This is a genomic window from Micromonospora sp. NPDC047187 (genome assembly GCF_040643355.1).
In the GTDB taxonomy this organism is placed as follows: Bacteria; Actinomycetota; Actinomycetes; order Mycobacteriales; family Micromonosporaceae; genus Micromonospora; species Micromonospora salmantinae.
Genome location: NZ_JBEYUF010000009.1, coordinates 82,452 through 92,810, shown reverse-complemented (window position 1 = coordinate 92,810; position 10,359 = coordinate 82,452). Strand labels below are relative to the sequence as shown.

The 10,359-nt window shown below is 69.5% G+C and carries 16 protein-coding genes; 8 read left to right on the top strand and 8 right to left on the bottom strand.

Going from position 1 to position 10,359, the window contains the following annotated elements:
- Positions 1-220 precede the first annotated feature (220 nt).
- Positions 221-664 carry a (deoxy)nucleoside triphosphate pyrophosphohydrolase gene (locus ABZ794_RS17105; RefSeq protein ID WP_210785865.1) on the bottom strand — a complete coding sequence of 148 codons (444 nt, stop codon included), beginning with the start codon at positions 662-664 and terminating at the stop codon, positions 221-223.
- A 183-nt stretch (positions 665-847) separates the two neighbouring features.
- Here ABZ794_RS17105 and ABZ794_RS17100 point away from each other — a divergent pair, with 183 nt between their 5' ends.
- The gene (locus tag ABZ794_RS17100; RefSeq protein WP_112604995.1) at positions 848-1,156 is read left to right on the top strand and encodes a 4a-hydroxytetrahydrobiopterin dehydratase; all 309 of its coding nucleotides are present in this window, start codon (positions 848-850) and stop codon (positions 1,154-1,156) included.
- Here the strand turns inward: ABZ794_RS17100 and ABZ794_RS17095 are convergent.
- Together ABZ794_RS17095 and ABZ794_RS17090 are read right to left on the bottom strand one after the other, a co-directional pair.
- Complete coding sequence (locus ABZ794_RS17095) at positions 1,143-1,556, bottom strand: VOC family protein (protein WP_357516210.1); 414 nt, start codon at positions 1,554-1,556, stop codon at positions 1,143-1,145. The genes ABZ794_RS17100 and ABZ794_RS17095 overlap by 14 nt on opposite strands.
- Positions 1,557-1,561: 5 nt before the next feature.
- Entirely contained in the window at positions 1,562-1,915 is a 354-nt protein-coding gene (locus tag ABZ794_RS17090; protein ID WP_210785862.1) for a DUF1801 domain-containing protein, read from the bottom strand.
- Positions 1,916-2,029: 114 nt separating this feature from the next.
- Here ABZ794_RS17090 and ABZ794_RS17085 point away from each other — a divergent pair, with 114 nt between their 5' ends.
- The 4 genes from ABZ794_RS17085 (at position 2,030) to ABZ794_RS17070 (ending at position 4,994) form a co-directional block, all read left to right on the top strand.
- Positions 2,030-2,914, top strand: a complete 885-nt coding sequence (locus ABZ794_RS17085; protein ID WP_357516208.1) for a LysR family transcriptional regulator — start codon at positions 2,030-2,032, stop codon at positions 2,912-2,914.
- Complete coding sequence (locus ABZ794_RS17080; protein ID WP_357516206.1) at positions 2,911-3,666, top strand: class I SAM-dependent methyltransferase; 756 nt, start codon at positions 2,911-2,913, stop codon at positions 3,664-3,666. Before ABZ794_RS17085 ends, ABZ794_RS17080 begins: the two co-directional genes overlap by 4 nt.
- 10 nt (positions 3,667-3,676) lie before the next feature.
- Positions 3,677-4,039 carry a PH domain-containing protein gene (locus ABZ794_RS17075; protein WP_030337500.1) on the top strand — a complete coding sequence of 121 codons (363 nt, stop codon included), beginning with the start codon at positions 3,677-3,679 and terminating at the stop codon, positions 4,037-4,039.
- A 223-nt stretch (positions 4,040-4,262) separates the two neighbouring features.
- The gene (locus ABZ794_RS17070) at positions 4,263-4,994 is read left to right on the top strand and encodes a class I SAM-dependent methyltransferase (protein ID WP_357516204.1); all 732 of its coding nucleotides are present in this window, start codon (positions 4,263-4,265) and stop codon (positions 4,992-4,994) included.
- A gap of 106 nt (positions 4,995-5,100) precedes the next feature.
- On the opposite strand, the gene ABZ794_RS17065 is transcribed toward ABZ794_RS17070, so the two are convergent.
- Genes ABZ794_RS17065 through ABZ794_RS17055 form a run of 3 tightly spaced genes read right to left on the bottom strand, consistent with a single transcriptional unit; the run spans position 5,101 to position 6,352 of the window.
- The gene (locus ABZ794_RS17065) at positions 5,101-5,544 is read right to left on the bottom strand and encodes an SRPBCC domain-containing protein (protein ID WP_210785858.1); all 444 of its coding nucleotides are present in this window, start codon (positions 5,542-5,544) and stop codon (positions 5,101-5,103) included.
- A 2-nt stretch (positions 5,545-5,546) separates the two neighbouring features.
- Entirely contained in the window at positions 5,547-5,897 is a 351-nt protein-coding gene (locus ABZ794_RS17060) for a metalloregulator ArsR/SmtB family transcription factor (protein WP_210785857.1), read from the bottom strand.
- Complete coding sequence (locus tag ABZ794_RS17055) at positions 5,894-6,352, bottom strand: SRPBCC domain-containing protein (RefSeq protein WP_210785856.1); 459 nt, start codon at positions 6,350-6,352, stop codon at positions 5,894-5,896. The genes ABZ794_RS17060 and ABZ794_RS17055 overlap by 4 nt, the downstream gene beginning before the upstream one ends.
- 114 nt (positions 6,353-6,466) lie before the next feature.
- Between ABZ794_RS17055 and ABZ794_RS17050 the strand changes: the two genes are divergently transcribed.
- Positions 6,467-6,841: a VOC family protein gene (locus ABZ794_RS17050; RefSeq protein ID WP_210785855.1), complete on the top strand. Its 375-nt coding sequence runs from the start codon at positions 6,467-6,469 to the stop codon at positions 6,839-6,841.
- A gap of 318 nt (positions 6,842-7,159) precedes the next feature.
- Here ABZ794_RS17050 and ABZ794_RS17045 read toward each other — a convergent pair whose 3' ends face one another.
- Together ABZ794_RS17045 and ABZ794_RS17040 are read right to left on the bottom strand one after the other, a co-directional pair.
- Complete coding sequence (locus ABZ794_RS17045) at positions 7,160-8,350, bottom strand: helix-turn-helix domain-containing protein (RefSeq protein ID WP_357516201.1); 1,191 nt, start codon at positions 8,348-8,350, stop codon at positions 7,160-7,162.
- Positions 8,340-8,501, bottom strand: coding sequence for a hypothetical protein (locus ABZ794_RS17040; RefSeq protein WP_357516199.1), 162 nt, complete (start codon positions 8,499-8,501; stop codon positions 8,340-8,342). The genes ABZ794_RS17045 and ABZ794_RS17040 overlap by 11 nt, the downstream gene beginning before the upstream one ends.
- Before the next feature lie 111 nt (positions 8,502-8,612).
- On the opposite strand from ABZ794_RS17040, the gene ABZ794_RS17035 reads away from it, so the two are divergent.
- Both ABZ794_RS17035 and ABZ794_RS17030 read left to right on the top strand, forming a co-directional pair.
- A complete protein-coding gene (locus tag ABZ794_RS17035; protein WP_357516197.1) occupies positions 8,613-9,692 on the top strand; it encodes a helix-turn-helix transcriptional regulator in 1,080 nt (359 codons plus the stop codon).
- A gap of 54 nt (positions 9,693-9,746) precedes the next feature.
- Positions 9,747-10,076 carry a hypothetical protein gene (locus ABZ794_RS17030; RefSeq protein ID WP_357516195.1) on the top strand — a complete coding sequence of 110 codons (330 nt, stop codon included), beginning with the start codon at positions 9,747-9,749 and terminating at the stop codon, positions 10,074-10,076.
- The last annotated feature ends 283 nt before the right edge of the window (positions 10,077-10,359 follow it).

Here is a 10,359-nt window from a genome sequence, read left to right as displayed (position 1 = left end):
GCCCTCCCCCCAACACGTCTCCCCCCCCGCCCAGCCAAAACACCCCCTCCCCCCCTTCCCCCCTCGGGGGCCGGGGCCGGCCGCCCCCCCCCCCGCCCCACTTCCCGCCCCACTTCCCGCCCCGCCCCGCCCCGCCCCGCCCCGCCCCGCCCCGCCCCGCCCCCGTTGATCATGAAATTATTGCCACCGCGCACGGCGTGTCGTGGCAATAACTTCATGATCAACGCGAGTTGAGCAGGAGGGGGCGGAGGGCGGCCACGATGGGGGCGTCGGCGGGGAGCCAGGTGACCGAGTCCAGTTCGTCGGCGGTGAGCCAGCGGAGCGCCTCGTGCTCCAGCGCCTGCGGCTGGTCGCCGCCGAGCAGGCGGGCCGCGTACACCTTGAGCACCGACCGGCCGTGCGCCATCCGCACGTTGCGGCCGACCCGGTCGCCGATCTCGACGCGTACGGCCAACTCCTCGGCGCACTCCCGGATCAACGCGTCGGTCTCGGCCTCCCCCGGCTCGACCTTTCCGCCCGGAAACTCCCACATGCCCGCCACCTCGGGTGGGGCGGAACGCGCACAGGCGAGCACCCGCCCATCCCGGATGATCGCCGCACCAACGATCACCTTCAGGTCCCGTCGTTCGGCCTGCCCGCCATCATTCGCCCGTTCGGTCCGCACGGGCGTCCAGGGTGCCAGATCAATCGGCGGTTTGGGTACCGTAGCCGTCCGCTAGGCCAATAAGACACGGAAGTGTGGGCGTGGACACCCCCTCCGAGCAGCGGGAGACTAGGAGGCACCGACAAGACACGGGATGGCGACGATTTGGCCACAAGCCGGCAACGGCGCTTGGGGGGTGCGGTGATGCGCGTGCTGTTCAACAGCAGAGCCAAGCACGACTACCTTTCCGACGCGTTGACCTTGCTATCTGGTTGGACGCGCGAAGGCGAGCAGATCCGACGGACGCTCGTGATCGACGATACCCAACACGCCGCACTAACTGAACGGGTCAAGGTCGTCGCGGATGCGTTGCATCTGCGGCCCGAAATCAGCCGCCGGGCCGACAGCACCCAGATCCGGGTGGGGCACGGCAGCGGCGAGCCGCTGACCGAGGGCGAGGTGCTGTTGGCGGCCCGCATCGAGGACGCCTACCGGGCGGTCACCGAGGCCTGACGACAGTCTCCGAACCCGAGCCGGCATCCTGCGGGTACCAGCGCAGCTCCACCGTGTTGCCGTCCGGGTCCCGTACGTAGATCGAGGTCGCCGAACCGCGGGCACCGAACCGGCTGACCGGGCCGGTCAGCACCGTGAAGACCCCCGACTCGATCACCTGCGCCCAGTCCAGTGGTGCCACCACCAGGCAGAAGTGGTCCACGTTCGTGCCCTGCGGCTCACCACGGACGAGGTCGATGATGCTGTCGGGGCTGATCCGTGCCGACGGGAACGGGACGGTGCCCGCACGCCACTCGTCGACCCGTACCGGTGCCAGCCCGAGCCGGCCGCAGTAGAAGTCCAGGGAGCGCTCCACGTCGGCGACGGTCAGCACCAGGTGGTCGAAACCGGTTACCCGCACCGCGCTCACGCCTCCTCCAGGTGGGCCGCCGCGCGCAGCCAGTCGCTGAACAGGGCTGGGTCGACGTCGGCGACGTCGCGCAGCTTCACCGCCGCCATCGCCCGCGCACCGGGGATCAGCCGCCCCGACGGGTCGACGATCTCCTGCCCCCGCCACAGCCCGAAGGTGACGTACGACCCGTACGCCTTGACCAGGCAGACCGGGCGCTGGCCGGGCCGGTCGCCCAGGCTCCAGACCGGGTGCCCGTGCCACATCGCCCCGGTCGCCCCGGGAAGGGCCGCCGCGATGATCGGCGTCAGCTTCTCGCCGATCTCACGCAGTGGGCCGGCCAGGCCGGCCAGGTAGTCGTCAACGCTCACGTCAGAGCCTTTCGCTCGGTTTTCCCTGCCGCGTTCACGATCCCCGAACGAGGGACGCCGACCAAGACCCGATGCCGCTACGATCGTTGCCCACAGGTCAACGATGGGAGCGGTGTGCTGGAGCGGTACGAGGTCGAGACGTTCCTGACCCTCGCGGACGAACTGCACTTCGGCCGGACCGCGGAGCGGTTGACCATCAGCACCGGCCGGGTCAGCCACATCGTGAAGAAGCTGGAGCGCCGGATCGGCGCACCGCTGTTCGCCCGTACCAGTCGGGTCGTCCGGCTCACCCCGATCGGCCGGCAACTCGCCGACGAGCTGGCTCCGCTGGTCGCCGGGATGGACGAGGCAGTCCGCCGCGCGACCGACGCCGCGCGGGGCGTGACCGGGACGCTACGAGTGGCGTTCCTCGGCGAGTGGACCGCGCCGGTGCTGCTCCGGGCGGTGGCCCTGTTCGGTGAACGGCACCCCGATTGTCGGGTCGACGTGCACGAGGCGCAGTTGTCCACCACCCGATCCGGGCTGCTCGACGGCTCGACCGACGTGTTGATCGCCTCGTACCCGTTCGACGGGATGGCCACCGGCCCGGCGCTGCTCTCCGAGGACCGGGTGCTGGCGGTGGCCGCGGGGCACCCGCTCACCCGGGAGCGGTCGGTGTCGTTGGAGGTGCTCGCCGACCACCCGGTGGTGCAGTACCCGACAGTGACCTCGGTGGAGTTCAAGCGGGACCGCACCCCGGAGCGCACCCCGTCCGGCCGACCGGTGCCAAAGGGGCCCGCCGGGAACACCTTCTCCGAGATGCTGTCCCTGGTCGCGCTGGGCCGGGGAGTCCTGCCGGTGGGCGAGCACACGCGGCGCTACTACCCGCGCCCCGACGTGGCGTACGTGCCCATCCACGACGCGCCACCGATCGAACGAGGGCCGGTCTGGCTGCCCAGCAACACCACCACCCGGGTACGCGAGTTCGTCAGCGCCGCGACCGACGCGAACCCCCGATGAGGCACGCCGAGTTCCGCCACCACCGGCTGGTCCAGGTGTACGACGCGGAGTGCCGGTGGGGGCCGGACGACGACTTCTTCCGGGCTGTGGTCGGCGAGACCCCGGCCGCCCGGGTGCTCGACCTCGGCTGCGGCACCGGCCGGCTGACCGTTGCCCTCGCCACCGCCGGGCACACCGTCACCGGTGTGGACCCGGCCGGCGCGTCAGTGGCCGTCGCCCGTGCCAAGCCGGGCGGCGAGCGGGTGACCTGGCTTGAGGGCACCTCGGCGCTGCTGCCCGAGCGGGCGTTCGACGTGGCGGTGCTGACCAGCCACGTCGCGCAGTTCTTCGTTGACGACGCGGAGTGGGCGCGTACCCTCGCCGACCTGGCCCGGGCGCTCGTGCCCGGCGGCCGGCTGGTGTTCGACGCCCGCGACCCGGCGGACCGTCGTTGGGAGCGGTGGAACCCTGTGGATTCGCACCGGCTGGTCACGCTGCCCGACGGCGGCGAGGTCCGCGCGTGGACCGAGGTCACCGGGGTACGCGACGGAGTGGTCGACTTCACCCACCACTACCACTTCGACGACGGGGAAGAGATCCTCAGTTCGGCGACCCTGCGCTTCCGCACCGAGGTCGAGCTGCGCACCTCTCTGACCAGGGCGGGCTTCATCGTGGACCATGTTCACGGGGGCTGGCACGGCGAGCCCGTCGGCCACGGCGACGGCGAGTTCGTGGTCCTCGCCCGGGTGGGCACGTTGGCACCAGTTTTCTAGCCTGGAGCACATGGCGAACATCGCGTACGACCGCAAAGAGCAGGTCCAGCAGATCGAGAGTGGCCTCCTCGAAGGCGAGCAGATCATCGCCGTCTACGACGCCGTCGGCACCGGCACCGGGTTCATCGGGCTGACCGACCGCCGCGTGATCATCCAGGACCGGTCCTTCGTCGGGAAGCGGTTCGCGATCACCAGCATCCCGTACTCGAAGATCACCAGCGTGAGCGTGGTCAGCAACAAGTCGTGGGGTGGTTCGTTCTTCTCCACCGGCGCCATCGCCATCCACGTCGGCACGCACACCTACGAGGTGGAGTTCCGTGGCGCGCAGAAGAGCCACCACGTGCACAACGTGATCCTGCACCACATCTCCTGATCGCACGTCCCGTCGTGGGCCCGGCTGGCGTAATTGCCTTGCCGGGCCCACGGCGTCTCTGGTGTCCTCGGTCGACAGCCACGCGAAGGGAGCAGCCACCATGCCCGACACGACGAAGTCCCCCGAACCAACAGTCATCCGACCCGAGGAATCGAGACTTCGTGAGCAGAACTGTTCCCTTGGCGCTGCTGGGCGCCACTGACCCCAACCCGGGAGGCCGCTGATGTCGGTCTTCGACGATCCCGGCCTCTTCGGCCGGCTCTGGGCCGCCGACTACGACGGCCCAGGCAACCCCGACCCAGCACCAGCGGTGGACTTCCTGGCCGCCCTGGCCGACGGGGGTCCGGTTCTCGAACTGGCGATCGGCACCGGCCGGGTCGCGCTGCCGCTGGCCGAACGCGGCCTCGCCGTGCACGGCGTCGAGGCGTCCGAGGAGATGCTCGCGCAGCTGCGGGCGAAACCCGGCGGCGACCGGATCCCGGTAGTCGTCGCCGACATGGCGGACGTGCCGGTGGCCGGTGAGTTCCGGCTCGCGTACCTGGTCTTCAACACCCTGTTCAACCTGGTGGACGCCGAGCGGCAGGCGGACTGCTTCCGCAACGTCGCCCGGGTGCTGTCGCCCGGCGGCGCGTTCGTCATCGAGACGTTCGTGCCCGACCCGCGCAGCTTCGACTCGGACGAGCAGGTGCAGGTACGTGAGGTGACCGAGGACTCCGCGACGATCCGACTGCACCGGTACGACCGGCCGGCGCAGCGGTTCATCCGGCAGACGATCACGTTCGACGCGGACGGTGTGCACCTGAAGCCGTTCGCCATGCGGTACGCCTGGCCGCACCAGATCGACGAGATGGCGCAGCAGGCAGGGCTCCGGCTCACCGAGCGGTACGCCGACTGGCACCGGCGACCGTTCCAGGCCGACAGCCCGTCGCACATCTCCGTCTACCGGGCGGAGTAGCGGTTTGATCGACTCGGGTTCCGGAAAGTCGGGGATGTCATCGCCACGACGACACCGCGACGTCAAGGAACCCGAGTCGACCTCCGCCTCTCGGTGGGTACCGAGGTCAGTGCCCGTCGCTGATCTGGACGTCGTCCGGCGCCGGCCGGCCGCGCCCCGTCTCGACCAGCTCCTTGAGGCTCATCAGGAAGATCGCCCACTTGGTGCTGCACTCGTGCATGAGTTCGGTCGGCTCGCGCCAGCCCGAGTGCGTGAAGTCGACGATCGTGTACCGACCTCGCTGGCCGAGCCGCCAGCCGATCTCGGTGCCGATCCACTCCTCGGGGCCACCGACGACCCGCCACCGCACCCGACCGGCCGGGTCCAGCTCAAGGATCTCCAGGTCGAACCCGCCCTCGTCACCGAAGTGGACGGCCAGCGAACCGCCGACCTCGCTCTTGCCGGTCGTGTCGACCGACCACCAGCCTGCGACGCCCTCGGGGGTTGCCACCGCACGGTAGACGTCGGCGAGTGGAGCGACGACGCCGACCTGGTGCAGAATGTCCACCATTCTCAGCCTCCCTGGTTGTTGGTGCGGTGGCGTTCGATCGTCTCGGCGATGCGCTTGATCCGGCGCAGGCGGGCGTCCCAGGTGGAGCCGACTGCCGACAACTGGGCGACCGCGCGGGCGAGTTGCGCCTCGTCCACCTGGTAGTGACGCTCGCGACCGGCCGGCTCGGCGTGGATCAGCCCAACCCGGTCGAGGACCGCCAGGTGCTTCGAGACGGCCTGGCGGGTGACGGGTAGCCGTCTGCTCAACGAGGTGGCCGTGCCCGGCCCGTCAGCGAGAAGAAGATCGATCATCGTACGCCGGATCGGGTCGCCGATCGCCGACCACAGCTCGTCGTCGACCGCCGTGCTCATGGGGTCGCGACCAGCCGCGCGACGTACTCGCCCAGCCGGGGCATGTAGTGGTCCCAACCGTTCTCGTGGTCGCGGTACTGCTCTTCCAGCACGGCGACCTCCCAACCCAGCTCGCGGAAGCCGGTCTCGGTCATCCGGATCAGCGTCCCGGCACCGCTGGGCACCAGGTCGAAGGTGACGAAGAGCGCCTGCCCGCTCCGGTCCTGCTCGGTGAAACACCACCGGAAGGAGAACCGCTTCGGCGGGTCGACCTCGACGACGGCCAGCGCGACGGTCTTCGTCTCGCCGGTGTCGGCGTCGCGCCAGACCAGCTCGCCGGGCGCACCGGCGACGGACTCGAACCGCGCGTCGTCGGGCCACCACTCGCGCATGTGCTCGGGCTGGCTGACCACCTCGAAGACGACTTCGGGAGACGCGTTGACGTGGATGTCTCGTTCGATCGTTCCCTGTTCCATGCCCACAACCTTTCGCAACCTTTGGTTGCACTGAACCTACGACAGACCACACCCATCGCGCAACCTTTCGTTGCACGTCGCGGTTTCGTCGTACCCGAGGTGCACAATCGGCGCATGTCTGAGCCATCGCCGCACCGACACCACGCCATCGACTACGTCGAACTCACGGTGACCGACCTCGCCGCGGCCAAGCGGTTCTACGCCGACGCGTTCGGTTGGCAGTTCAACGACTACGGGCCGGAGTACGCCGGCATCCGCAGCCCACACGGCGACGCCGCGCCCGAGGTCGGCGGTCTCCGTGTGGACCGGGAGGTTCGGGCGGGCGGCCCGCTCGTGCTGCTCTACTCCAGCGACCTGGACCGGTCCGTGCAGGCGGTCAGGGAGGCCGGCGGCCAGGTGGTGAACGGGCCGTACGAGTTCCCCGGTGGCCGGCGGTTCCACTTCACCGACCCCAGCGGCAACGAGCTGGGCGCCTGGGCCGAGCAGTAGGACCCTTGCACCCATGCACACCTTGTTGGTAGCCGTGAACCCCGAGCCCGGGTCGCTGGATGAACCTCGGGTCGAACGCCTCCTTCGCCAGATCGGCAATCGCGACCGCGCCGGGTCGCAATGCTGCCTCAGGCTGTCGAAACCGTGTGGTGCGTCCTGGCCGACCGCCAGACGTACCAGACGCGTGGTGGGGTTCCCGCCCGACGTGGTCCGCGAGCAGGACGACGCCCAGGCCACGCTACGAGAGGTCAACCGTGCCGTGGCCATGATCCGGGACGCCATCGCCGTACCGCTCGATGCGCGATAGCCGGCCCGCTCTCAGACCACTCCGAGGTCGCTGGCGAGGTGGGTGATCGTCGCAGGGGCGTCCGGGTCGCGGGTCATCTGCGCGACCACGTCCCGGGCCGCCGGCCGGTGCCGCAGTTCCGCGGGCGCGAGGCTGTCGGCCCACAGCAGGACCCGGGCCGCGTGGGTGATGTCGTCGGTCTGCAGGTAGGCGCGGGCTGCGTCGAGCAAGTGCGCGGCCCGGTGTTCGACGGGCAACCACCGCCAGCCTTCCCGGCTGGTTGCCGCCTCATGCAGGGCGACCGCTTCGCGCCCGTCGCTCAGGTCGACGGCAGCGGCGACCCGGGCCAGCTCGACCGCCGTCGGCCCGAAGGCGGTCCGGTGGTGGTCATGACCGTCGCCCACCCGAGCAGCCATCTCGGCAGATTCGTCCAGTAGGTCAGCAGCGGCGCGGCCGTCGCCGGCCCTCGCCGCCATCAACGCCGCCTGAACCAACAGCGACCCGCACAGCGACAGCTCCGCCGGCGCACTCTCGTCAAAATCATCCGGAGCGATCCGGTACGCGGCGGCCAGCATCACTGACCTCGCCCGCGCCGACGCCCGTAGGACCTGACCGAGCTGCACTGCCGCGGCAGCCACCAGCACCCGGTCCCCGTTCGCGGCGGACATGGCCCGGTCGGCCGCCAGCCAGGCGAGGCTCGCCTCGTCCAGTTTCACCAGCACCGACGCCGCCACCCGGTACGCCTCCACCAACGTCGCCCGGCCAGCCACCGGATCCTGGACGTGCGCACGCTGCACTTCAGTCAGCAGCCTCGGCAACAGGTCAACCACCTGCGGATACCGCGCGTGCTGAAAGGTGGTCCAGGCATGCTCCACCTGACGGACAAGCCGATCAGCGGGCATGACGTCGCCGCCCGTCGCCGAGGGGCCAAGCGCCATGATGTACGTCGACAGCGCCGCACGAATCCGCGCGACGCCCTCGATCCGCTCCCCCGCGTCGACAGGCTGGACGTCACGCCCGAGCAGTGCTGCGGTGTCGACCCGCAGGACAGCGGCGATGTCCCGGATAGTCGACACCCGCTCCAGCGACCGGACCCCGCGCTCGACCTTGTCCACCCAGCTCTTCGACTTCCCGAGCCGGTCAGCGAACGACTGCTGCGACAGCCTCCGCCGTGCGCGCAGGTAGGCGACCCGCCGCCCGATGGGCAGGTGCTCACCGTGCATGACGCCACCGCCGATCCGGCACCGCCCGGGTCGCGTCCTCCACCGGTATTCGCTCCGCCTCGGCCTGGGCGAGCAACCGCTGCTTGGCCGCTTCTCGCTCCGCCGCCTGCAACCGCTCGCCTCTGCCGCCAATCGCACCGGCATCGTCCATCCCTGCCTCCGCAGTGCTTCCGCTCCTACCTCGCGTGGGATCTACTCTGGTAACCGCGCGACTACGCTCGGAAGCACCTCGATGCTTTCAGGACCTTTCACAGGGGATCCGATGGATGAACTCGGTGCGCAATTGAGGCACGCTCGTGTTGAAGCCGGCGTAACGCTGGCCTCCGTCGCGACCCGCACCTGCTACTCGGCCTCGCACCTGAGCAACGTCGAAGCAGGACGCCGGACCGCGACGCCGGACATCGTGCTCGCCTACGCGCGAGCGTTGGGAGAAGCGGACGTGAGACGCAGAGACTTCCTCGCCGCCGCCACGATCGGACCAATCGCCGCGAACGAACTCATCCGCAATGGCTTCACCGCCGCACTCGCCGGCCACCACGACAGCGCCGACCGCTGGCGCGACCGCGTCGACCGATACGGCCGCGACTACATGGAGATCGGCGCGGACTCCCTGCAAACTAGGCTCGCCAATGATCTCGTCGTCATGCAACAGCAGCTTGACAGCCCGACCATGTGGGCCACCGCAGCCCGCGCCCTGACCACCTATGGCAAGACCACCAAAGATCCCACCGAAGCCATCGGCTGGTATGACACCGCCCGCGTCGCCGCCGACCGCTCGGATGACCTCGCCGTCCGAGTCTGGGTGCGCGGCCGGGCCGCCATCGCCCTGGCCTACGAAGGCGCCGCCCTACCCGTCGCTCAGCGATACGCCGACGAGGCAACGGCTCTGTCCGACCGGCCCTCACTGGGTCGCGTCCAGGCACTGATGGCCCGTGCACATATCGCCGCAGGTCGCGGAGACACCTCCGCAGCCATCGCCGCGGACGAGGATGCCCAACGAGTCTTCGACCAGACCGCCTCACCCGACGGCGAAATCTCCGACTCCGCCGTGCCCGCTTGGCGCATGGCCACCTTCCGCTCGATGCTCTACGCCCGACTGGGCATCATCGGCCCCGGCGAACAGGCTCAGACCGACGCAGACCGTCTTCGTCCAAGCGCACTTACCCGGTTCGCCACCCACATCGAACTACACCGCGCCCTCATGATGACGAAAGCCGGTGATCAGTCCGGCGGACTGGCACACGCCCGACGAGCATGGGCAGTACTGCCAGCAGACCGCCGCTCACAGACCCTCGGCCTCGTACTGAGCGAAGTTGAGAGAGCAGCACGCCGACGACACTGACTTGCGGCGGAAACGGGGCAATGAACGCCACGGCGGCTGGTTAGACTGCCGCGCATGTCGGTCAGTCATCCGGTGTTCCTCGCCATCGTTGGCGGCATGCTCTTCGCCGGAGTAGTTGCAATCCCTTCCGGCGTTCTCGCCATCCGCTACGGCCTTGCTCGCGGCATCAAGATCATCGGTGCGATGCTCCTGCCCCTCGTAGCACTCTGGGCAGGCGTGGGACTGTTGCGGATGAACCCCATCGAAGGGGAATACCGGCTGGGGATCGTGTTCATCCTGCTAGGTGTAATCGGCCCCTGCGCCGCCGTGTACGACCTGCGCCGGGTGCTCGATCACCGACGGAAGGCGCGAACGGAAGGTGAGCGCGGCGCAACGCTCGCCTGATGCCCTTGTGGAGGGCCGATAATCGCCTCGGCCGGGCCGAACGTACGATTTCGCCGCCCGCCCTCTACCCATGACGGATCACCCGATAGATGGCTCGCGATCCGGAGTCGGACGCGGCTCGTCGTGCCAGCCGATCTCCTGGCCCTTGGCAGAAGTTGCGGCTTGCACCGCGCTGACGTCGCCATCGTCCGGCCTATACCAGCACGACTACTACGGTTCGCTGATCTTCTCGGCGGCCGTGGAGCGGGCTGGGTTACCGAAGGGCAGCACGAGTCACGACCTG